The sequence below is a fragment of the Hymenobacter sp. BT491 genome (assembly GCF_014349165.1).
GTDB lineage: Bacteria > Bacteroidota > Bacteroidia > Cytophagales > Hymenobacteraceae > Hymenobacter > Hymenobacter jejuensis.
In genome coordinates, this window is the sequence record NZ_JACSJJ010000002.1 from 309500 (window position 1) to 331784 (window position 22285).

Genomic DNA, 22285 nt, shown 5'->3' on the forward strand with positions numbered 1-22285 from the left:
TTTGTTTTACAACGCATTCTACCCGTCAGGCCATGCTCCAGCAGCTACCATTTACAACATCAGAATCCAGTAAACGGCATACAAGCCGTCATTGGGATTGGTGTGGCCGGGATTTTTCGTCGGATTATTTACGTCGGTAATCATTACGTGACGTATCCGTGAAAAAGGCCCGGCTCTCCCAAGAGTCGGGCCTTTTTCATGTTTATTAATCGAATAAAAAATGATTTTATTCGGGGTGGAAGAGGTGTGTTCTTTTAGTAAAATAATACACAGTCGAATTAATAATTAAGGCAACAAGTCGAGCAAAGTTTATCGCTTTATATAAACTATTGATGCACCATTACACTATTTCCTAGCTCACATTTTTACCCTTATGCGCTTCAACTTTACCCTCCGTAAAACCCCGCCCAACGCCATCAACTACGAAGGCGCTGCGGCTTACCAGCTCACGCCCCAGCTGGAACTGTATGCTGCCGTGGCCACTGCCGCGCTCAGCGACCAGTTCTACGAAAAGGCCGACACGCGGCTGACGCGGATGCGTCAGTTGGTGGCGCAAAACGACCCTTTGTTTGTGGCCCAATTGGCGGTATACGCTCGCGAACGGCTTTATCTGCGCTCAGTGCCCTTGGTGCTGGTTGTGGAGCTGGCCCGTCTGCACCGCGGCGACAATCTCGTGAGCCGCTTGGTGGCCCGCGTGGTGCAGCGCGCCGACGAAATCACAGAGTTGCTCGCTTTCTATGCCCAAGCCAACGACCGCGGCGGCACCAAAACCCTCAACCGCCTCTCCAAGCAATTGCAGAAAGGCTTGGCCCTCAGCTTCAACCGTTTCGACGGCTACCAGTTGGCTAAGTACGACCGTGCCGGCACCATTCGCCTTCGCGATGCGTTATTTCTGGTGCACCCTACGGCCCGCGATGGGGCTCAACAAGCCCTGTTCGATCAGCTCGTAGCGGGCACGCTGCCAACGCCTTACACTTGGGAAACCGAGTTGTCGGCGCTGGGGCAGGGGAGCTTCGCCAACGACGAAGCACGCGCCGCGGCCTTCCGCGCCAAGTGGGAGGAGCTGATCGGGAGTGGCAAGCTGGGTTACATGGCCTTGCTGCGCAACCTGCGCAATATTCTCGAAGCCGACGTGTCGGCCGAGGCAATGGATCGGGTGTGTACCACGCTCGCCGACCGCTTTGCGGTGGCGCGGGCCCGGCAGTTGCCGTTTCGGTTCTTGGCCGCTTACCGCGAGGTGGAGGCCATGAATACGACTACGGGCCCGGTAGCTAAGATGCTGACTGCCTTGGGGTTACGTGGTGGTCACGTAGCGGCCGTATTGGCAGCGCTGGAAGCGGCTATCGTGCACTCGGCAGACAACTTGCGCGGCTTCGGTTCCGAAACCCGTGTGGTAGTAGCCTGCGACGTGTCGGGCTCGATGCAGCAACCGGTGTCGGCGCGCAGCAAAGTACTGCTCTACGACGTGGGCTTGGTGCTCGGCATGCTCCTACAAAGCCGTTGTAAGCAGGTAGTTACCGGCATGTTCGGCGACCGTTGGAAGCGCGTGGCGTTGCCCCAGGGCCAAGTGTTGCGCAACGTGCAGGAGTTGTACCGCCGCGAAGGCGAAGTGGGCTACAGCACCAACGGGCACTTGGTCATCCGCGACCTGCGGGAGCAGCGCGAGCGGGCCGATAAAGTGCTGGTGTTCACCGACTGCCAGCTCTGGGACAGCCGTGGCCACCAAGACACGCTGGCCCACGAGTGGCGCGAATACCGCCGCACGGTGGCCCCGCAAGCCCGGCTCTACCTGTTCGACTTGGCCGGCCACGGCACCACGCCGGTGCAAGTCCAGGCTGCCGATGGGGTTTTCCTCATCGCGGGCTGGTCGGATAAAGTGTTCGACGTGCTCCACGCGCTGGAAAACGGCGGCACCGCCCTGACCGAAATTGAAAAAATAGAATTGTAAACACGCGGCCGTGGGAGCGGCAAATAAGAAAGCGGTTGCCGTTCCCACTACGTCTTAATTACTTAGTTAATAAAATGAAAACCAATCGATTAGCCAATTATCAATTATTGATTTCCGCCAACGCGCAAGGTGCCGTAGATAGGCGTTACTTCGGGATTTTTCTTCGGGCGTGCCAGCTCAATAGCCAGGCCACGTCTGCGGGTTCGAATCCCGGCCTTGCTGCCAAGCAAGTGTAAGATCAACGCCGATCGCCTGTTGCCCTTGTCCGTTGGCAAGAGATGCATAATCAATCCGCCGGGTGTCGTAGAGCAGCGTTACTTCGGGTCGCGGGTTCGAGCCCCGCCTTTCGCACACTGGCTCAGGCTGCGAAAGTAGCTCAGTAGGTAGAGCAGAGCGGCCTTGGCCGTATACTTCCGCTGCTCGCCAGTTACCCCCGCGGTTTGATCGTCGTCAACTACTTCACTGGGTGCCGTAGGGCAGCCGTACTTCGCTCCAAAAATAGGTCCTGTCGCGGGTTCGACTCCCGAAGTAGTGCTTCGGCACTGCGGCTGGCAAATTGGTAGGGCAGGACCAATGGTTGCGCGCTTGTTGCCCCAGTGAAAAATGCGCCGGTGGGTGCCGTAGCCGAGTCTTACTTCGACTTTTAATCGCCTGGTCGCGGGTTCGAGTCCCGCTCATTGGCTCCTGGGCCGATGGTAGCTCAGTTGGGTAGAGCAGGAAGACTCAGCGCCCGTTGCCCCTTTCCGTAGCCTTCCCAAACACCGGATGTCGTCCAGTGGGTGCTCAGTGATTGGGTATCGAGTTGTGTTAATGTAATTTCATAAATAATTGATAATCAAATATATATGAAAAACGTATTTACCATCAGCAAATTTAGAAAAGCCATCGTGCGGATTTTCCGCAAGCATCTTCACCGCTTTGCGGCCCTGAACTGCTTGGATAGATAACCTGCCCAAGCCCGCTGGCTTCGCTTTTCTCCTTTTAAAATTCCCCTTTTATGGCACAACAATTACGCGGCAATGACCTTCGGCAACTTGGTTTTCCAGAAGGTCGGGCCATTGGCTTGGCGCTGGCCCAATTGCAGCGCAAGCATTTGAAAAAACTCTCGCATACCGATCAGATAACGCTCTTGCAGCGGGTGCTGCAAACGCCCACCGAGTTCTCCACCGACCTCGATTGGAGCCACGTAGCCGCCGCGCTCTTGCCGCCGCCCAGCCGCCACATTGCCCTGGCTGAGCGCAAGGAATATGCCCTGTACGGCGCCGAACACATCGAGCAAGGCGCTATCCATCAGATGGAAACGGCCATGAAGCTGCCCGTGACAGTAGCTGGCGCCCTGATGCCCGACGCCCACCACGGCTACGGCTTGCCCATCGGCGGCGTATTGGCGACAGATAACGCCGTGATTCCGTACGCCGTGGGCGTCGACATTGGCTGTCGGATGGCGTTGTCGGTGTTGCCCTTGCCGCCGCAGTTTCTGGGGCAGCGGGTGCAGGAGCTGCGCAAGCTTTTGCTCGAACACACGCGGTTCGGGAACCGCGACGGTTTCCAGCACGGCCGCAAAATGGACCACGCCGTGCTCGAACGCAATGAATTTCAGGACATTGGTTTTCTGCGCAACAAGCAAGCCACGGCCGCGGCACAAATCGGGACGTCGGGGGGCGGCAACCACTTCGTGGAGTTCGGCATCGTGGATATCACCGAACCGCAAAACGAGCTGGGGCTGCCGCTGGGGCAGTACGTGGGCTTGCTCTCGCACTCCGGCTCGCGGGGTTTGGGGGCCAGCGTGGCCAACCACTACACGCAGCTCGCGATGGAAAACTGCCAGTTGCCGGCCGAAGCCAAGCACCTCGCCTGGCTGTCGCTCGAAACGGAGTTGGGGCAGGAATACTGGCGAGCCATGAACCTGGCCGGTGATTACGCCTCGGCGTGCCACTCCCAGATTCACCACCGCATTGCCAAAGCTCTGGGCGAGAAGCCTTTGGCGAAAGTCGAAAACCACCACAACTTCGCCTGGAAAGAACGCATGGCCGACGGCCGCGAGGTAATCGTGCACCGCAAGGGCGCCACGCCGGCCGGCAAAGGTGTGCTCGGCATGATTCCGGGTTCGATGACGGCGCCCGGCTTTATTGTGCGGGGCCGGGGAGTGGCCGAATCGTTGGCCTCGGCGTCGCACGGCGCCGGCCGCCGGATGTCGCGGACGCGGGCCAAGCAGGAGCTGGGCGAAGCCGAAGTGCGGCGCTACCTCGCCCAGCACGGCGTAGAGCTCATCGGCGGCGGCCTCGACGAAGCACCCATGGCTTACAAAGACATCCACGCCGTGATGCAAAGCCAGCAAGAGTTAGTGGACGTGCTCGGCACCTTCACGCCCCGCATTGTGCGGATGGAAGGTGCCAGTATGTAAGTTGTTGATCAAAAATAAGTTACCTGAAAAGGAGCACGGTTCTACCGTGCTCCTTTTTGCTTTCCCGACTTGCGAAACCGCGGGATGGCTTTCGCTTCTGAGCGACCTCTATATTTGTGCTGGCCGTTAGCAATTTTTCGTAGTGGGGTTCAGGAACGCTTGTGTTCATTTAAATCCATTTCCAACATGTTGATGAACAAGTGCTTACTCGTGTTGGGTTTTGTGATGGCGTTAACTGGCAGCGGCATGCAGGCTGCTCAGGCCCAAACGCCCGCCAACCCGGCCCAGCCCTTGGGCAGCTGGTTTATCGGGACGGTACAGCTGCCGGGCAGCCCGGAAAAGAAGTGGGGCGGTTTTGCGGAGGTGCAGGCCCGCACCAACGCGCTTTTCCGGCAGTATTTCTACAACGAGCTGAAAGGTGGGGTGAGCTACGACCTCGACAAAAACTTCACGGTGATGCTCGCCGGCGGCCGCTACTCCACCTCCGACTACAAAGCGCTCGAAGACGGGCCGCTCAACGTGGAAAAACGCCTCTGGCTGCAACTGGTGCTCAATCAGTACCTCGAGCGCGTGAAGATCGAGCACCGCTACCGCATGGAGCAGCGCTGGTTTGACTACCGCGGCGACAGTTCGGCGACGCGCAACCGCATCCGGTACCGGCTCAACACCTTCATCCCGCTGAATGCCAAAACCATTGCCGCCAAAACCGTCTTCCTGTCAATCTACGACGAGGTATTTCTCAACCCGAAAGGGCCTGTGTTTGAGCGCAACCGAGTGTATGCGGGGGCCGGTTATCAATTCAACCAGCACCTGACCCTGCAAGCCGGTTGGGTAAATCAAGCCAATTACAACCTGCCCGTTGTGAAGCAAGGGCAGTTCGTCCCGCAGAATACCTCGGCCAAAAACAACGTAGTCTTGGCCCTGACTTACCGCCTGTTTCACCGCGACGTCGCGCCAGCCCACGAGCACTTGCCTTCGCAGCAAGATTAAAAAAACAGGTTACATAATTATCTGCATATCAATGTATTATGTGACTATGGGCTGCGCGCGTTAGCAACCGTCTCAAGCTCGGCTATAACCTGACTTGCCTTCCCCGCGCTACTACAGACGCCACCCACCAACTGTAGATCATGGCCAAGGCGACAAACAAACTGCACAGCAAAGACCTCCGGCAGCTCGGTTTTACCGACGAGGCTGCCATCAGTTTGGCCTTGGATATTTTGGACCAGCGGCAGTTTAGAAAGCTGGATAAAGGCAGCGCGCAGGCGTTGTTGCAGGAAATCCAAACCGATCCGTACAAGTTTGTGCGCGACGAAGATTGGCGGCCCTTGGCGCAGAAACTCGTGCCGCAGCCCAGCCGCGACGTCAAGCTCAACCTCGAAATCAAGGATTATCGTCGTTACGGCGACGCCTTCATCGAAGATGGCGCCCGCAAGCAGATGGATACGGCCATGCAGCTGCCCATCACCCTCGACGGCGCTCTCATGCCCGACGCGCACCAGGGCTATGGCCTCCCTATCGGCGGCGTGCTGGCTGCGAATAATGCGGTGATTCCGTACGGTGTGGGTATGGACATCGGCTGCCGGATGTGCTTGTCGGTGTTTGACTTACCGCCGCGCTACCTCGACCAACGGGCGCAGGAGTTGCGCAAGCTGCTGCTGAACAACACCCGCTTTGGCGGCAAGGAAGTCTTCAAAAACCCCTCCGACGACCCAGTGCTGGAGCGCCCGGAATTCAAGGAAATTGCGGTGGTGCGCGGCAAGCGCGAAGCTGCCATCAACCAAATGGGTTCGTCGGGCTCCGGCAACCACTTCGTGGAGTGGGGTGTGGTGGAGATATCGGCCGAAGACAACGAGCTGAACCTTCCGGTTGGTCAGTATTTGGGGTTGCTTTCGCACAGCGGCTCGCGCGGGCTGGGGGCCGCCATCGCGCAGCACTATACCAAAGTGGCCATGAACAAGTGCCCGCTGCCGCCCGAAGCACGCTACCTCGCGTGGCTCGACATGAACTCCCAAGCAGGGCAAGAATACTGGCGGGCCATGAACTTGGCCGGTGACTATGCTTCGGCCTGTCACCACGACATACACCGCCGGCTCAGCAAAGCCTTGGGCGAGAATGCATTAGCTCAAGTCGAAAACCACCACAACTTCGCCTGGAAAGAAACGCTATCGGACGGGCGCGAAGCCATTGTGCACCGCAAGGGCGCGACGCCGGCCGGCAAAGGTGTGCTCGGTGTCATTCCGGGCTCCATGACGGCTCCCGGCTTCATCGTGCGCGGGCGCGGCGAGCGCGATTCGTTGCAATCGGCCTCGCACGGCGCCGGCCGCCGGATGTCGCGCGGCCAAGCCATGAAAACACTCAAGGAAGGGGAGGTGCACCGCTACCTCCGCGACCACGGCATCGAACTCATCGGCGGGGGCCTTGACGAAGCCCCCATGGCTTATAAGGACATTCACCAAGTAATGGCCCACCAGCGCGATTTGGTAGATGTACTGGGCTCGTTTACGCCCAAAATCGTGCGCATGGACGCCGGCAAAAGCGGAAAGAGCAGGTATGGCGGTGAATAGGTAAGCTATTGATTAATAATGAATTATGCATAGGTCTAAAAACTAATTCCCCTCCTCAGCTGAGGAGGGGCTAGGGGTGGTTGAAAGGTTAGAGTTAGAATCTAGAACTAGAATTAGTTCTGATGCTTGCCAACCACCCCTAACCCCTCCTTAACTAAGGAGGGGAACTGGCTTTTAGCTGCTAGTCCTACTTTAGGCTTTGGCGTTAACCCAGAATTTTCGGGGCTTATTTAGTTGCGTTGAAATCGTGCTTCATCTAAAGCTTCCGCCGTTTCCGTAGCTTTCCTCCATGACCCGTCTTGTTTCCGTTGCGGCCCTGCTCGTCGCCCTAGCCAGCGCCCCGACGGCACTGGCTCAACTCCAGATTACGCCGGCGGCCGATACGGCTTTCATGCGCGCCAACTACACCAAGCTCGACCGCCAGATTCCGATGCGCGACGGGGTGAAGCTCTACACGGTAATCTACGTGCCCAAAGACGCGGCAAACGTGAAATATCCGTTTCTGATGGAACGCACGCCGTATTCGGCCGCGCCCTACGGCGAGTCGAATTACCGCAAACGCGGGCCGGGTCCGAGCGAGGAGCTTTCGCGTGAACGGTATATATTTGTGTATCAAGACGTTAGGGGTCGGTACAAAAGTGAGGGCCAGTTTGAGGAAATGACGCCCAACGTGCCCGGCAACAGCGGCAAGCAAACCGACGAAAGCTCCGATACCTATGATACCATCGAATGGCTGCTCAAAAACGTGCCGAACAACAACGGCCGCGTGGGGCTGATGGGCATTTCGTATCCGGGTTTCTACGCCACGGCCGCGCTGCCCGACGCACATCCGGCCCTGAAAGCCGTATCGCCGCAAGCACCTGTAACAGACGAGTTTATCGGCGACGATGCCAACCACCGCGGCGCGTTTTACCTGCTCGATAACTTCGAGTTTATGAACTACTTCGACGCGCCCCGCCAAGGCCCCGTGGCGGAGTACGCGGAGATGTTCGCCGCCAAACCCACCGACTTATACAAGTTCTTTCTGGAACTGGGACCCATCAAAAACGCCAACAGCGCCCAGTATTTTAACAACCGCGCCAAAACCTGGAACGAGTACATGGCGCATCCCACCTACGACGCGTATTGGAAAGCCCGCAACATCCGGTCGAGCCTGCAAAACGTGAAACCCGCGGTGTTGGTGGTCGGGGGCTGGTTTGATGCCGAGGATTTGTTTGGGGCTTTGAAAACGTATCAAGCCCTTGAGAAACAGAACCCTGGCACCGACAACCGCCTCGTAATGGGCCCCTGGACGCACGGCGCGTGGGCCCGTGCCGACTGGAGCAAATTTGGCCCGCTGAATTTCGGGCAGAATACGGCCAAATACTACCGCGAAAAGCTGGAAACCCAGTTTTTTAACCACTACCTCAAAGAAAAAGGCTCGTTCGGGGCGGCTGAAGCAACGGTGTTTAACACGGGCATCAACGAATGGCAAACCTACGACACGTGGCCACCCAAAGCCGCACAGCCCCGCACGTTGTTTTTTCAGCCCGCCAATCAGCTCTCCTTCAGTAAACCCACCGTTGCCGAAAGCTCCAACGAATACGTCAGCGACCCGGCCAATCCCGTGCCCTACACCGACGGCGTGTACGCGCACCGCAACAACGAGTATATGGTTGAAGACCAACGCTTTGCCAGCAAACGCCCCGACGTGCTCACCTTCCAGACCGCGCCGCTCACCGAAGACCTGACGTTAGCTGGGCCGCTCACCGCCGACTTGTTTGTAACCACCACGGGCACCGACGCCGACTTTGTAGTCAAGCTCATCGACGTGCTGCCTGCCGGGGCAGCAGCTCCTGCCTCGTATGCGAAGAATACGCAAGCAAATGGGTATCAGCAGCTTGTAAGAGCGGAAGTGATTCGCGGACGATTTCGCAACAGCTTCGAGAAGCCCGAGCCTTTCCAGCCCGGTAAGGTTGCCGAAGTGAAATACGAGCTCAACGACGCACTGCACACCTTCAAAAAAGGCCACCGCCTGATGCTGCAAGTGCAAAGCTCCTGGTTTCCGCTCGTCGACCGCAATCCCCAAACGTTCGTGAACATCCCAACCGCCGACGCCAAGGATTTCCAGAAAGCCACCATCCGGCTCTACCACGACGCCAAGCGTCCGTCGGCAGTTAGTATGCTGGTAGTGAAGTAGATGTGCTTACTTCCGTAGGCCGTTTAGTAGCAGCGTGAGGGTATACTGCAACTTTTCTTGCACCGGCGCATAGTCCACTTCCTGCGCGAAAGCCGTGCGGGAGCGTTGCACGGCCTCGTGCTTAATGCCATCGGCGACGGTAAGCAGCGCGTCGGCGGCGCGCTCGGCGTTGAGCTTCAGAAACTCGCGGTCTTCGACGCCTTCGCGCAGGAGTTGGCTCAGAAATGCCAGTTCCTGCTCGCGCACGGCTTGGTATACGTCGTCGAACATGGGCTCGAAGCGTTGCAGGCTTTCGATGCTAAGTTGGTGCAGGTTAAGGACTTGTCGGTAGTAGGCGAGGCGGCCGGTGAGGTAGGCTACAATCTTATCGGCGGCACGATCGAGCGGCTTTATCTGCTTTTGCAGCCCATTCAGGTAATGCTCGGCCTCCAGCATCACCACCTGAATAAATAGATCTTCCTTGTTTTTGAAGTAATAATACAGCGACGCCTTATTAAATCGCGCCGCCGCCCCGATGTCTTGCAGCGTCGTTTTTTCAAACCCAAACCGGCTAAAGCACTGGCTAGCCGCCTTCAGAATTTGGTCCCGCTTGTCGTCTCGTTTCACTGACATGAAACAAAGTACAGCCGTTTTTCTGCTTTTCAAACAATCTGCTTTATTATTTGAAAAGTAAAAAGATGGCTTTTGCCATTCGTTGCCCGCGACTGGAGCGGATGTTATGTTGATGTAATAAGCTTCTCTGTATAAATAAATTACCCTCTCAGCTAGAAGGGTTTGCTTCGAAACGTTGCCCTATAAACTCAGTTTTTTTATGCTAAAAAGCAGCATAAAAAAACTGCAATTCTGCATTTAGCTGTGGGTTACTCCATTACCCGCACAGGGTCGCCGGTGCGGATGAGGCCGCCTTGCACAATGCGCGCCGTGAGGCCGCCGTGGCCGCGCATGGCGTTGTAACCGCCGGGGCCTAGCTCTTCTTCCATGCGCGAGCACGGGTGGCATTCGCCTGTAATTTCCAACACTACTTCCTCGCCGATGCGCACCTGCCGGTTCTTGAGCGCTAGCAGGTTCAGGCCGCTAACAACCAAGTTTCGGCGCAACCGACCCGGCTCAACGGGCGCATCGAGCCCCAAAAAGCCTGCTACTGCCGCCAGATGCTCGTGCTGTAGGAGCGTGATCTGGCGCTTGCCACCGGGCTTGATACGAGCATGATCGCCGCGCAGGTGCGCATCGGTCAGGACTTCGACTTCGGGCAGCGACACGAGTGGCTCGCGGCGCACGGGCCGAATCCCAATCCATTCGAGGCGGCCCGTCTGGGGGAGGGTGGCCAGCAGACGGGCTACCGTCGATTTGTCGTCACCAAAGAATGGAAATGGCATTTTTATAAATGTTTGATAATCAAATGTTTGCAATTTGTCTTTTTAGCCCGCCAACCTACTTACGGCAACTTGTTGGAGGCGTTGTGCTCGTTCTCGAAAGCATTCGATACAAAATCGCTGCGGGTTTCGGGATGCATAATCTGGCCGCCCAGGTTGCCAGCCCGGGCCATCAGGCCGAAACTGAGTAGGGCACCCGCGAGCGTGAAGCGGGCGAGCAACGCGGCCCGCCGGTGTTGGTGGTTGAGCAGGAGCACACTGCCCAACGCCAGCGCACCTGTAGTAGACAGCACCCAGAAAGCCAGCTCGGCGGCTTCTTCGTGCTCGTGCAAAAGGCTGCGGCTCACACCAGGCTGGTGTTCGACTACTTTTTCGGCGCCTTCGCCCGTGAGTTGGGTGGGCATGGCCAGCACCGCTGCCACTACCAACGTAACCAAACCCGTACGCAGCACGACGGCATTCTGGCGGATCATGCCCGCCAGCATCAACACCAGCCCAAATAAGCTGCCCAAAATAGGTGTATGGTTCAGGAGCAGGTGGATATGCGCTTCGTTCACGGACAGAGTCGGGTTGGAGGAGGGAAGATCAAAAAGCGTGGGGATGCCAAAGATAGAAACAAGGCCCACCCAATGCCGGATTTGTCCGACCGCAAAATATTACACGGCGGGTAGCAGAAGATTTGGCCTGTTGGCCTAACCTGCTCGTTGCTACCGCGTACTGTAAGGCATAGAAAAGCACGCTTCAGCTTGCTGATTTACAGCGTTCACAACCGAGAATAATTCCCTTCATCTATTATGGCAACCAAAACCACCAGCAAAAAAGCTGCCGCCGCTCCTGCTTCGCGTACGGCGTCCAAAAAGGCGGCTCCCGCAACTGATGCTCGCGCCGAAGTAAGCGTGCAGCCCATCCTGAACCAGCAGCAAAATCCGCCCGCTGCGCTTCAGCGCTACGGCACCGTAAAGCAACGCCTGCAAATTGCGTTGCCCGACGATGTGCGCCAGCAAAGCGTAACGCAGCTCAATCAGATGCTGGCCGACACCATCACGCTGCGCGACATGTACAAAAAGCACCACTGGCAGGTTGTAGGCCCTACTTTCTACCAGCTGCACTTGCTCTACGACAAGCACTACGAAGAGCAAAACGAGTTGGTCGATACCATTGCTGAGCGCATCCAGATTTTGGGTGGTGTTGCTATTGCAATGGCCCACGACGTGGCCGAACAAACCAGCCTCGAGCGCATCCCTCGCGATCGGGAGGAAGCGCCGGTGCAGGTGTCGCGTTTGGCTAAAGCCCACGGAATCATCCTGAAAAACTGCCATGATTACGCCAAGAAAGCGGCCGACGCCGGCGACGACGGTACCAACGACTTGCTCGTAAGCAACGTGATGCGGACCAATGAGTTGCAAGCGTGGTTCTTGTCGGAACATGTGGTTAACACCCCATTGGCCCAGAGCTAGCCCTCATCCAACAACCCCGCAACAAAAAGCCCCTACCATATTTGGCAGGGGCTTTTTGTTGGATTACTTACTCGCTTCGGCAGGGAAGTGTGCCTTGCGTTTCTTCTCGTGGTTTTCTTCGGCTTCTTCCACGGAGTGCGTATGGCCCAAATCTTTATCGGCTTTGGCCTTTTCGGCCAGCAGGCAGAAATATTGATGCAGCGTATTAATCTCTTCTTCCGTGAAGTCCTGCGCGTTGATCAGGCGGTTGCTGGCGCCTTGCGTGGCCGCCAGCAACTCATTGAGTTTCAGGTGCAAAACCAGCGAGTCTTTGTTCTGTGCCCGCTGAATCAGGAACACCATCAGGAAGGTGATGATGGTCGTGCCGGTGTTGATGACCAGCTGCCACGTTTCGGAATACTTAAACACCGGGCCCGTAACCGCCCACACAAGTACGAGGAGCGTGGCAAGGCTGAAAGCGAGCGTAGAGCCGGAAAACTTGGTTATCTGTTCTGCAAATCGCCCGATAGCGGAAGAAAAGGTGCCCGTTTTGTTCTCAGTTCTTTCTTCCTTCAGAAGTTGTTGCATAGGTGGGGAGAAGGTTAGGGTAAAGAAGTGCTGTAAAAGCGTTTGCAGAAATTATGCCTTTATGTGACCGGCCAAAGAGCAAGTGGTCCAAGTCGCCATTAAAAAATTAAAATTAGGGCCAATAAATGAGCGGCTAATGAACTACCGTTGCCGCTGATTACAAGCTTCTAAGCTCGCTTTTAACTTGCGCTTAAGAGCTTCAGGCTGAAAAAATATGCCGGCCAGCTTGCACCGGTTGTCGCAAGTATCTACTTTTGTCCTCGCTTCGCCGCCTCAGCGAAGCCGGAAGCACTTGCTTCTGTTTAACAAAGCGTTGCTTCAGTCCCTGCGCACGTGGTGAAACTGGTAGACACGCCATCTTGAGGGGGTGGTGCCCTCCGGGTGTGGGAGTTCGAATCTCCCCGCGCGCACATTCAAAAGCCCAACCTTTTTAGGTTGGGCTTTTTTGTTATAACCCTCTGTGTATCAAGAGTTTGCGCAGCAATAGATAGCAGAGTCGATTAGCTATTGCGCTCAAACGGATTGACCGGTTCTACCAATACCACGCGCTCTCGCTCCACCACTACCGACCCGGCTACAGCGCCTTTGGGTTTGCGCACGAACTTTTTGGGCGTGACCGTGACCGGGCACAGCGAATCGTTTTTGCGCCGCGAATACCAAGCGGCCAGTTGCGCCGCACGCTCTACTACGGGGTCGGGCACGGTTTGCCCCGCGCGGTGCCGGATCACGACGTGCGAGCCTGTTACGTCCTTGGCGTGTAGCCACAGATCGTCTTTGTGGGCGTAGCGTTGGGTAAGCAGGTCGTTGTTTTGAGCATTGCGGCCCACCAGGATGGTAAAGCCACTGTCTTCGAACACCTTAAACGGCAACTCCGTGGCGACTTTGGCTTTAGTTTCAGGCTCCAGAGCGTGCTGCTTGCGCCAGGTGCGTAATGCGCGCAAATCAGTCAGGGAAGCGAGTTCTTCTAGCCGTTCGAGGCACCAGAACGCCTCCGTTTCGCGCCGCTCGATGCGCTCCTGAAGCTGGCGCGTTTCGATCTGCTGATTTTTGGCCTTGCGGTAGAGATTTTGGGCTGTGCGCTGGGGCGTTTCGGTGGGCTTGAGTTTCACCGTACGCACTTGGTCTTGGTAAAAATCGAACAGGTCGGCCTGCGCTACTCCCGTCGGAATTTCGTGCAGGTGCGCCATTATCAGGTCGGCGGTCTGGCGGTAGCTCGCGCCATGTTCTAAGGCATGCAGCCGCTGCCGGGCCTGAGATGCGCTGTTGGTAGCTTCTTCGGCACGGCGTTCGAGGGTTTGACGCAGCTGCTTAAGCTCAGTTTCATAGGCCCGACGGCTCAAGACCATCGGCACGAAAGCTCGTAGCGCGGCCACCGGATGGGCTGGGAGCGTTTGCTCGATGTGCCCCACAGGCAGCAAGCTCAGCCGTGTACGTCCCTCAACCGAGACGAGGTAATATTCTGTTGGGCTTTCGAGCCGCGCGACGACGTCTGCTACAAGATGCTCACGCTCAGCCGCATCTGCCGTGTCGTAGCCGTGGGTGCGCAGATAGCGGGGGGGGAGATCTCCGAGCGCCGGATAACGCTTCAACGGATCGGTGTGTGCAAGGGGAGTAGCCGGCAAAGCAGGCGCTAGCGTAGCATCGGCCGTAAATCGCTGATGAAACAGCTCCGCCGCGGCATCCGGCGCAGCCCGAAATACGGCGTTGGGCCGCGGGCCGTACAGCTTCAGTAGGAGCGTAGCACCATCAGCGAAGGCAAATCGCAGGACCCGATCGTGCGGGAATACGCTCACGTCGGCTACAGTTCGGCCCAATAAATCCGGCAGCAAATCGACGGAATTGGCGCGGGCACGGTGAAACGTATCGGGTAGTGCCAGCGCCGGGAAAGTAGCCGAAAGCTGGGCCTTCAGCCAAAATTCGGTGGTGCCGTTGGTCAGACCAATTACCAACTCGTCCTTCTCCTGCGAAAAGCAAGTAACAACTTTAAAACCTGCGAGTTGCCGCGTGAGTGCAGGGGCCAGCTGGCGCAGGAAATAGTAGTTGTTGTGCATGAGTGTGAGCGTTAGCTTACCAAGTAGGCTATTGGGTTATTATTTATGCAAGTGATTTGTAATTAGATGCTTACCCGAAGTCCATCATAAGCCAACCGGACGAAATCCGGCAACTCTGTTTCCACTTCGCGGTGACGGCCCAGTTGGTGGCTGATGTGTGTAAGATAGCCGCGGCGCGGGGCCAAATCGGTCAGGATGTCCACGGCTTCCCGAAGCGTGAAGTGCGAAATGTGCTTCTCGTGGCGCAGCGCGTTGAGGACGATTACTTCCGAGCCGCGCATTAGCTCCAGAGATTCAGGCGAGAGGTAGTTGGCGTCGGTGAGGTAAGTGAAGTTGCCGACCCGAAACCCAAGCACGGGTAGTTTGTAGTGCAGTGCTCGAATAGGCTGAAATTCAACCCCTTCTACCGAAAAGCTGTTGGTGTCGCTCAGAATCGGAATGGTGTTTACCTGCGGTACGCCGGGGTATTTCTTTTCGGCAAAAATGTATTCGTATTCGCGCCGCAGCTGGTTGAGTACGCGCTGCTCGGCATACACCGGCATGTCCTGCTGCTGCCGGAAATTGTACGCCCGGATGTCGTCCATGCCGGCCGTATGGTCTTTGTGCTCGTGCGTAAACACCAGCGCATCAAGGTGATCGATCCGCTCGCGCAGTACTTGCTGCCGGAAGTCGGGGCCGGAGTCGATGATGATGCTCTTGCCTTGCACGCGCAGGTGCACCGATACGCGCAGCCGCTTATCCCGAAAATCAACGGAACGGCACACGTTGCAATGGCACCCAATAACGGGTACCCCCTGCGACGTGCCCGTCCCGAGAAATGTAATTTCCATAGTTAGAAGTTAGAACTGAGAAGGGAGCGATGAGACTCTATACGCTGATTCTGCTTTAAGCTAGCCTCATACCTCACTTCCTGCATCTCACTTCCGTATTTACCCTACATATTGTTTTACCACGCGTACAAGTGCGTCAAAATCAAGGGGTTTGGGTAAGTAATCCGTTACGCCGGCTTCCCGAAACTGCTCCATCGAGTAGTTGTTGGCGTTGCCGGTGATGGCGATGATAGGCAATTGCGCAATGCGCGGATCGGCGTTGCGACGGATTTCCCGCGTGCACTCCATCCCGTCTTTCACCGGAATGTTGATGTCCATCAGCACGCAGTCAATTGGCTGGCTTTCAACTTGTTTGATTACTTCGCCACCATTTTTGGCCGACACAATGCGGTATTTTTGGAGCTCCAAGATTTTCTTGGTCAGGTTTAGAATTACGGAGCTGTCTTCCGCAATTAGAATCGTTTTATTCTCGGCCATGGGAGAGGAATTGTGGTGCTAGTTGTGGTATGGTAGTAAGATTAAGGAAAAGTAGTTCAATTGGCCCGCGTAACCGCGGGGTAAGCCGCGATAAATTGCGCAAATAAACGCAGCAGATCTTTAAAGTCCTGCTCGACGGTAGCGAATTGTCCCTTTTTGATGTCGTGCTCCAATGATTTGGCACGCTCGCCCAACTCATTGATTCCCAGCGTAAAGCCGGTGCCTTTGAGTTGGTGCAGGTGCGGCAGAATTTCGGCGTACTGCTGCTTGTCCATTAGCGCGGTCGCTTCTTCGAGTAGCTGACCGGCTTCGCGCTCAAAATCCGTGTAGAGCTCGGCCGCAAAGTCGATGCCGCCCAGCTGGCGCAGCTGCTCAACTACTTCCGGGTCGATGCAGATCGAATCCTGAGCGACTTCTTCGGGCTCGGCTTGCCCCAAGGCCGCGGAGGCTTTGTCCTGCGTAGCAGCCGGATTGGTCCAACGGCGTAGCACCGCATACAAGTCCTGCGTCTTGACGGGCTTCGATACGTAGTCGTCCATGCCTTCCTGCACAAAGCGCTCGGCATCTTCTTTCATCGAATACGCCGTCATGGCCACTACCGGCGGACACTGGTCGCCCAGGCGCTCCCGGATTTCGCGCATGGCCGTCACGCCGTCCATTTCCGGCATCTGGATGTCCATGAAAATCACGTCGTACTTCACCTTCGGCGTAGTCGCGCGGCTGATGGCTTCGAAGCCGTCGCCAGCTACATCGACGCGGCAGCCCAGCTTGTCGAGCAAGCGGATGGCTACCTTCTGGTTGATCGGGTTGTCGTCGACGAGCAGCACCCGCGGCGACGATTCGAAACGGACCACTTCCTGCGACCGATCGCGGGAAGCAAGGCGCTCCTGTACAATGGCATCCTCGTTGAGAGCAACGCGGCAACGTATTGTGAACCAGAAGGTTGATCCATCGCCGGGGTTGGAAATCATTCCAATATCACCGCCCAACAGTTCCGCCAGCTGCTTGCTGATCGCCAGACCCAGTCCTGTGCCGCCAAACGACTTGGTTGGGGTCGTGTCGAGCTGGGTGAAGTTGGTGAACAGCAGCTTTTCGTTTTCCAAGGAAATGCCAATGCCCGAGTCCTGCACCGCAAACCGCAACGTGTGTTCCTCCCCATCCGTCGAAACCGACGACACGATGATGCTCACTGTGCCTTGCGGCGTGAACTTGATAGCGTTGGACGTCAGGTTGGACAGGATCTGGAGCAGGCGCGTTTCGTCGGTGATGATGAAGCGCGGCGTGTGCGGCGTGATGTGGTACGTAAAGCGCAGATTCTTCTGGTTGGCGCGGTTGGCAAACAACGAATGCAGCTTGTCGAGCGTGTAGTGCAGGTCGATGCCGCTTTCGTTGAGCACGAGCTTGCCCGCCTGAATCTTCGACAGGTCTAGGATATCGTTGAGAATGGCCAGCAACGCGTCCGACGACTTGCGCAGTGTATCCACGTAGTCTTCCTGTTCTTCGGAAGCCACGGTTTGGTGCAGCAAATCGATCATGCCGATGATGCCGTTCATCGGCGTGCGGAGCTCGTGGCTCATGTTGGCCAAGAACTGCGTCTTGGCATCCAGGGCGCGTTCGGCCTCGTCCTTGGCGTGGCGTAGCTCGTCCTCGATCTGTTTAAGATCGGTGATGTCGCGCGCAATGCCCTCAGTACCAGACATTTCTCCCGAAACGGCCCGCGCATTAATCAGGACGCTAACGGGGTGCCCGTCTTTGTGGCGAATGGCCGTTTCGAAGTTGCGCAAAGCACCACCGCCGCGCTTGACTTCCTCAAGCAGGCGATCACGGTCCAGCGGGTCGACGTAATAATCGATGATGCGTGTGCCCAGCACCTCCTCGGGCTTGTAGCCCAACACTTCCTCTACCGAAGGGCTCAGGATGGTGAGCAGGCCGTGGTCGTCGGTGCGGTAGTAGATGTCCTGAAACGATTCGAAAATCGCGCGGAACTTCTCTTCCTGCGAAGCCAGCTCCAACTGCGAGCTTTTCTTCTCGGTGATGTCGTGGGCAATGCCCGAAATCTCCTCGAACGAGCCGTCGTCGAGGTAAATCGGGTTGAGGTAGATTTCGCGCCACGTATCCAGCCCGCGCGAGTCGCGCAGCCGCACTTCGAAGCGTTGGGGTTGGCCCTGAAACGCTTTTTTGTAGCCCTCGATGAAGGAGTGCCGGGCGTCGTCTTCCATCATGGCCAGGTCGGCCTGCCACAGATTGACGTTGAGGACCGGGTACACGCCGTTGCGGCGCAGGAAATACGCTGCGTAATTGCGGTTGAAAGAGGTCAGGCGCGAGTGCGTGTCCACGGACCACATCAAGTGGGTGCCGCTTTCAAAAATGGCATTCAACCGTGCGTTTTGCTTGTTGATCTGGACTTCGTTGCGTTTCCGCTCAATGGCCAGCGCCACTTGGTTGGAGATAAAGTGCAGAATCTCGATGTCGCCCGTCGCGTAAGCATCGGCTTTGTGGTAATCCTGTACGGCGATAACGCCGATGATGCGTTCGCCAATGCTCAGCGGCGAACACAGCATCACCTCCGGCATCAGGCCAAAGGCCGTGGTGGTGCCGTTGGCAATGAGTTCCTGAAGCTCGGCCTTGAGCATAAACTGCGGCCGCCCGGTCCGGATGATGTACTCCGAGATGCCCGAAGAGAAGGGCCGCGAAGTGACGGTCTGCTCGCCCTGCGTGTTCTGATCGACGAAGTACACGAACTGCAGCTGCGTACGATCCTCGTCGCAGAGGGCGATGTAGAAGTTGTTAGTCTCGATAATCTTGCTCAGCTCCCGGTGAATGGCCCCGTACAACGAGTGCAAGTCTTTGGAGCTAATGGCCAGATTAGCAATGCTATAGTACACCTTCTGCAAGCGCTCGGCCTTGATGCGGTCGGTGATGTCGTGCAGAATGGCGCGGGTGCTTACCGGCTCTTCGTCCTGCCACGAGCACGAAATACTACCGATCAGGTGCACGGGTTTGCCCGTTTTGGTCAGAAACACCGTTTCCAGCTTATTCACCTTTTCGCCCTTGTACAAGTTGCGCAGCTGATACAGCAGCTTGGCTTTGTAGTAGGGGTGCACCACGTTGTTGAGCGTGAGGTGGGGCAGGTCGGCGTCGGTGTACCCGAGCTTTTCCTTCCAAGCCTTGTTCACGAACAGAAAGCGGTTGTCAATGCTTAGGTTCTGAATCAGGTCGTGGGCATTGTCGAGGAAATCCTGGAGGCGGTTGCGGTTGTCGTTGAGGGCGCGCGCCGCAACGTGGCGGTCGGTCAGGTCGCGGCCAATGGACCACAGCCCGCTAACATTGCCTTCGGCATCGTAGGCGAGCTCCGTGTTCCAGTGTACCATGCGGGTCTGGCCCCCCTTCGTCAGCAGGATGCGCTCGTAGTATTCCGACAGCTTTTTTTCGCTTACTGCTGAGGCAAATACTTTGCGGCGCAGCGCGCGCTCCGAAGGCGGCGTAAACAGGTCGTGGTAGTTGCGGCCAATGATTTCTTCGCGCTGGTACTCCGTAAAATCCAAGAAGAAATCATTGGCCTCCCGGATAATGCCGTTGTTGTCGCAGAAAATGTAAGCCAGATCCGCGCGGCTAAGCATGTCGCGCATCCGTTGCTGAATGGCGTTATGCGATATAACTACTTGACTATCAGATACTTGTGTTTTGGGCTGTTCTTCGGCTATTTCGGTGCGTAAGGTAAGCTGCACCCTTGTGCCGCCGGGCCACTGCACGCGGTGGAGCGTGGCCCACGCCTTAAGCGGCGTCCGGTCGGCGGAGTGGCGTCCCTGCCACCACCGCGCGTACGTGCGGCCGGTCTTGGCAGTGCTAAGGATGGCTTCGTGCAACGCCGTGGCCGAGCGCCAATAGTCGCCGGAGCCATTGGTAGCTGGTACGGCAAACGCCATCAGGTCTGATTTCAGCAATGCCGGCCGGGTGGTGCCCAGCCACTGCAAGGCCGTTTGGTTGCAATCCACCAGCGTGCCGTGCTCATCGTAGAGCAGCAGGGCGTCGTAAGCTTCGTCGAAGAGGGCACGATAAAAATCCTCGGGCCTCGTAGACGGAGAACTAGAAGCCGTTGGGGAAGCTGATGAAACAGGCGGAATAGGCATTAGAAGTAATGAGAGCGGCGGTGTAAGTCCAGAAACCGGTACTTACGGACGAAGCGCGGTTTTAACTTTCTAAATTTGTCAAAAATATCCAAAAAAACACGTTTTTCACCACCTGCTCTCTCGCCCAACGGAAGTATTCTGCTTATGCGCTCCCTGCTCTTTGCGGTAACTACCGATCTGAACTACGACCAACGTATGCAGCGCATTTGCAGTAGCTTAGCCCAGCAAGGCTACCGGGTGCTGCTGGTGGGGCGGGAGCGGCCTAAGTCGGAAAAGCTCACGGCCCAAAGGTACCGCCAACATCGGTTGCGTTGTTGGTTTAATAAAGGCAAGTTCTTTTACCTAGAGTTCAACCTTCGCCTTTTTTTTTATTTGCTGCGGCAGCGTGCCGACGCCTGGTGCGCCATCGACCTAGACACGGCCTTGCCCGTGTGGCTGCGGGCGCGGCTCGCCAAGCAACCCTTCGTCTACGATGCCCATGAGCTGTTTACCGAAGTGCCGGAAGTAGTGGCGCGTCCGACAGTACAACGAGTGTGGCGCGCCGTAGAACGGTTTGTGGTGCCCCGCACCGCGTTGGCCTACACCGTGGGGCCGGCGCTGGCTGAGGTATTCAGGCAGCGTTACGGGCGGGCATTTGCCGTGGTGCGCAACATCAGCCGGCTCGCGCCCGGCAACCTGCCGCCCGCGCCGGATGCTGCTCCGCCCCAGGGCTATATTCTTTACCAAGGCGCCCTGAATGTCGGGCGCGGGCTTGAAGTGTTGTTGGATGCTATGTCGCTGGTAGACAATAAGTTGCTGATATGCGGCGAAGGCGATCTGTCGGAGATCATGCGAGCGCGAGCGGCGGCGCTGGGGCTACTGGCTTCCGGCAAGGTAGAGTTTCGAGGGTACGTACTGCCCGCGGCCTTGCAGGAAATAACGCGACAGGCGACGGTGGGCATTATGCTGCTCGAAAACACTGGCCTGAGCTATTACTACTCGCTGGCCAACAAGTTTTTCGATTACTTGCACGCCGGTATTCCGCAGGTAATTGTCGATTTTCCGGAGTACAGCCTTCTGAATCAGCAGTTTGACGTGGCTGAAGTAGTCAGCCTGACGCCCCAAGCCGTTGCGGCCGCCCTCAACCGCCTGCTCCGCGACGAGCCGGCGCGCTATCACCAACTGGCTGAAAACTGCCGCCGCGCCCGCCAAGAATTGAACTGGCAACGCGAGGAGCAGGTCTTGCTGGCACTGTATGAGTCGTTGTGGGCTCCCCAACCAATTTCCGCATGAGTATAATGACCGCATTCGAGCACCAGCCTACTTTGCTGGTCGTGGCCGGGCCTACGGCCGTGGGCAAAACCGCGCTGTGCGTGCGTTTGGCCCATCATTTCCAAACGGAAGTCGTTTCGGCCGATTCGCGGCAGTTCTTTTGCGAGCTGAGCATTGGCACCGCCAAACCGACGGCCGCCGAAATGGAAGGTGTGCCGCACCATTTCATTGACTCACACAGCATTACGGAAGAATACAATGCCGGCCGTTTCGAAACGGACTGTTTGCAGCTGTTGCAGGAATTGTTTCAACGGCACGAAGTGGTCATTCTGACGGGCGGCTCGGGGCTGTACCTGCAAGCCGTCACCGAAGGTTTCGACGAGCTGCCCGCTGCCAATCCCGCAATCCGGGCGGCTTTGCACCAGGAGCTAGCTGAAAAAGGACTAGAAGCCATGCTTGTAGAACTATCTGATAATGATATAGTTACCTATAATCGAATTGACCGCCATAATCACCAGCGCGTGCTGCGGGCGCTAGAAGTGATTCGAAGTACGGGGCAGCCATTTTCGAGCTTTCACACCGAAACCAAGAGCGGCCCGCGGCCGTTTCGCATCGTGAAAGTGGCCCTCACGCGGGAACGGGAAGAACTCTACCACCGCATCGATACGCGCGTTGACCAGATGCTGGAAGCTGGTTTGCTGCAAGAAGTGGAGTCATTACTACCGTATCGTGCCCACAACGCGCTGCACACGGTCGGCTACCAGGAAATCTTCGAGTACTTGGACGGGCTGCACGACTGGCCCGAAACCGTGCGACTGCTCAAGCGCAACACCCGCCGCTACGCCAAGCGCCAGCTAACGTGGTTTCGCCGCGATCCGGCCTACCAGTGGCTGCACCCCGACGAGGCATTTGCGGCGCTTACAGAGTGAGCATGTGGTGGATAAGTAGTTGATTGTTAAGAAATTAAATTAGATTTTACAGGCTGGCTAAAAAGACGGAAAGCCAATCGCGTTGCTGCGGTTGGCTTTCCTAAATACTCTTTGGGCTACGC

General features: G+C 56.9%; 16 protein-coding genes and 1 tRNA gene. 9 read left to right on the forward strand and 8 right to left on the reverse strand.

Annotation, left to right across the window (positions count from 1 at the left end; translation table 11 throughout):
• Nucleotides 1–373: 373 nt before the first annotated feature.
• From H9I52_RS07170 to H9I52_RS07190, 5 genes are all read left to right on the forward strand, one after another.
• Entirely contained in the window at nucleotides 374–1948 is a 1575-nt protein-coding gene (locus H9I52_RS07170) for a TROVE domain-containing protein (protein ID WP_187453308.1), read from the forward strand.
• A 997-nt stretch (nucleotides 1949–2945) separates the two neighbouring features.
• On the forward strand, nucleotides 2946–4352 hold the full coding sequence (locus tag H9I52_RS07175; protein WP_187453309.1) for an RtcB family protein: 1407 nt from the start codon (nucleotides 2946–2948) through the stop codon (nucleotides 4350–4352).
• A gap of 192 nt (nucleotides 4353–4544) precedes the next feature.
• Complete coding sequence (locus tag H9I52_RS07180) at nucleotides 4545–5342, forward strand: DUF2490 domain-containing protein (RefSeq protein WP_187453310.1); 798 nt, start codon at nucleotides 4545–4547, stop codon at nucleotides 5340–5342.
• A 140-nt stretch (nucleotides 5343–5482) separates the two neighbouring features.
• On the forward strand, nucleotides 5483–6919 hold the full coding sequence (locus H9I52_RS07185; RefSeq protein ID WP_187453311.1) for an RtcB family protein: 1437 nt from the start codon (nucleotides 5483–5485) through the stop codon (nucleotides 6917–6919).
• A gap of 289 nt (nucleotides 6920–7208) precedes the next feature.
• Entirely contained in the window at nucleotides 7209–9098 is a 1890-nt protein-coding gene (locus tag H9I52_RS07190) for a CocE/NonD family hydrolase (protein ID WP_187453312.1), read from the forward strand.
• Between the two features lie 6 nt (nucleotides 9099–9104).
• Here H9I52_RS07190 and H9I52_RS07195 read toward each other — a convergent pair whose 3' ends face one another.
• The 3 genes from H9I52_RS07195 to H9I52_RS07205 all read right to left on the reverse strand — a co-directional run bounded on the left by H9I52_RS07195 (nucleotide 9105) and on the right by H9I52_RS07205 (nucleotide 11028).
• Nucleotides 9105–9710 carry a TetR/AcrR family transcriptional regulator gene (locus H9I52_RS07195; protein ID WP_187453313.1) on the reverse strand — a complete coding sequence of 202 codons (606 nt, stop codon included), beginning with the start codon at nucleotides 9708–9710 and terminating at the stop codon, nucleotides 9105–9107.
• Nucleotides 9711–9958: 248 nt separating this feature from the next.
• On the reverse strand, nucleotides 9959–10474 hold the full coding sequence (locus tag H9I52_RS07200) for an MOSC domain-containing protein (RefSeq protein WP_187453314.1): 516 nt from the start codon (nucleotides 10472–10474) through the stop codon (nucleotides 9959–9961).
• A gap of 59 nt (nucleotides 10475–10533) precedes the next feature.
• Nucleotides 10534–11028, reverse strand: coding sequence for a hypothetical protein (locus H9I52_RS07205; protein ID WP_187453315.1), 495 nt, complete (start codon nucleotides 11026–11028; stop codon nucleotides 10534–10536).
• Nucleotides 11029–11265: 237 nt separating this feature from the next.
• Between H9I52_RS07205 and H9I52_RS07210 the strand changes: the two genes are divergently transcribed.
• Entirely contained in the window at nucleotides 11266–11928 is a 663-nt protein-coding gene (locus tag H9I52_RS07210) for a Dps family protein (RefSeq protein WP_139516666.1), read from the forward strand.
• A gap of 63 nt (nucleotides 11929–11991) precedes the next feature.
• Here the strand turns inward: H9I52_RS07210 and H9I52_RS07215 are convergent, their stop codons facing one another.
• Entirely contained in the window at nucleotides 11992–12495 is a 504-nt protein-coding gene (locus tag H9I52_RS07215) for a low affinity iron permease family protein (RefSeq protein ID WP_139516667.1), read from the reverse strand.
• Between the two features lie 327 nt (nucleotides 12496–12822).
• Here H9I52_RS07215 and H9I52_RS07220 point away from each other — a divergent pair.
• Nucleotides 12823–12905, forward strand: a tRNA-Leu gene (locus tag H9I52_RS07220).
• A gap of 90 nt (nucleotides 12906–12995) precedes the next feature.
• On the opposite strand, the gene H9I52_RS07225 is transcribed toward H9I52_RS07220, so the two are convergent.
• The 4 genes from H9I52_RS07225 to H9I52_RS07240 form a co-directional block, all read right to left on the reverse strand.
• Entirely contained in the window at nucleotides 12996–14546 is a 1551-nt protein-coding gene (locus H9I52_RS07225) for an NFACT RNA binding domain-containing protein (protein WP_187453316.1), read from the reverse strand.
• Nucleotides 14547–14608: 62 nt separating this feature from the next.
• Complete coding sequence (locus tag H9I52_RS07230) at nucleotides 14609–15376, reverse strand: MBL fold metallo-hydrolase (RefSeq protein WP_187453317.1); 768 nt, start codon at nucleotides 15374–15376, stop codon at nucleotides 14609–14611.
• A 99-nt stretch (nucleotides 15377–15475) separates the two neighbouring features.
• Nucleotides 15476–15853, reverse strand: a complete 378-nt coding sequence (locus tag H9I52_RS07235; protein WP_139516670.1) for a response regulator — start codon at nucleotides 15851–15853, stop codon at nucleotides 15476–15478.
• A 56-nt stretch (nucleotides 15854–15909) separates the two neighbouring features.
• Entirely contained in the window at nucleotides 15910–19983 is a 4074-nt protein-coding gene (locus H9I52_RS07240) for a PAS domain S-box protein (protein WP_187453318.1), read from the reverse strand.
• A 144-nt stretch (nucleotides 19984–20127) separates the two neighbouring features.
• Here H9I52_RS07240 and H9I52_RS07245 point away from each other — a divergent pair, with 144 nt between their 5' ends.
• Both H9I52_RS07245 and miaA read left to right on the forward strand, forming a co-directional pair.
• Nucleotides 20128–21255, forward strand: a complete 1128-nt coding sequence (locus tag H9I52_RS07245) for a glycosyltransferase (RefSeq protein WP_187453319.1) — start codon at nucleotides 20128–20130, stop codon at nucleotides 21253–21255.
• The gene (gene miaA, locus H9I52_RS07250) at nucleotides 21252–22163 is read left to right on the forward strand and encodes a tRNA (adenosine(37)-N6)-dimethylallyltransferase MiaA (protein ID WP_262385984.1); all 912 of its coding nucleotides are present in this window, start codon (nucleotides 21252–21254) and stop codon (nucleotides 22161–22163) included. Before H9I52_RS07245 ends, miaA begins: the two co-directional genes overlap by 4 nt.
• The last annotated feature ends 122 nt before the right edge of the window (nucleotides 22164–22285 follow it).

Coding starts and splice junctions, on each gene's coding strand:
- H9I52_RS07170 (WP_187453308.1), top strand. CDS start 374: ATGCGCTTCAACTTTACCCTCCGTAAAACCCCGCCCAACGCCATCAAC.
- H9I52_RS07175 (WP_187453309.1), top strand. CDS start 2,946: ATGGCACAACAATTACGCGGCAATGACCTTCGGCAACTTGGTTTTCCA.
- H9I52_RS07180 (WP_187453310.1), top strand. CDS start 4,545: ATGAACAAGTGCTTACTCGTGTTGGGTTTTGTGATGGCGTTAACTGGC.
- H9I52_RS07185 (WP_187453311.1), top strand. CDS start 5,483: ATGGCCAAGGCGACAAACAAACTGCACAGCAAAGACCTCCGGCAGCTC.
- H9I52_RS07190 (WP_187453312.1), top strand. CDS start 7,209: ATGACCCGTCTTGTTTCCGTTGCGGCCCTGCTCGTCGCCCTAGCCAGC.
- H9I52_RS07195 (WP_187453313.1), bottom strand. CDS start 9,710: ATGTCAGTGAAACGAGACGACAAGCGGGACCAAATTCTGAAGGCGGCT.
- H9I52_RS07200 (WP_187453314.1), bottom strand. CDS start 10,474: ATGCCATTTCCATTCTTTGGTGACGACAAATCGACGGTAGCCCGTCTG.
- H9I52_RS07210 (WP_139516666.1), top strand. CDS start 11,266: ATGGCAACCAAAACCACCAGCAAAAAAGCTGCCGCCGCTCCTGCTTCG.
- H9I52_RS07215 (WP_139516667.1), bottom strand. CDS start 12,495: ATGCAACAACTTCTGAAGGAAGAAAGAACTGAGAACAAAACGGGCACC.
- H9I52_RS07225 (WP_187453316.1), bottom strand. CDS start 14,546: ATGCACAACAACTACTATTTCCTGCGCCAGCTGGCCCCTGCACTCACG.
- H9I52_RS07230 (WP_187453317.1), bottom strand. CDS start 15,376: ATGGAAATTACATTTCTCGGGACGGGCACGTCGCAGGGGGTACCCGTT.
- H9I52_RS07235 (WP_139516670.1), bottom strand. CDS start 15,853: ATGGCCGAGAATAAAACGATTCTAATTGCGGAAGACAGCTCCGTAATT.
- H9I52_RS07240 (WP_187453318.1), bottom strand. CDS start 19,983: ATGCCTATTCCGCCTGTTTCATCAGCTTCCCCAACGGCTTCTAGTTCT.
- H9I52_RS07245 (WP_187453319.1), top strand. CDS start 20,128: ATGCGCTCCCTGCTCTTTGCGGTAACTACCGATCTGAACTACGACCAA.
- miaA (WP_262385984.1), top strand. CDS start 21,252: ATGAGTATAATGACCGCATTCGAGCACCAGCCTACTTTGCTGGTCGTG.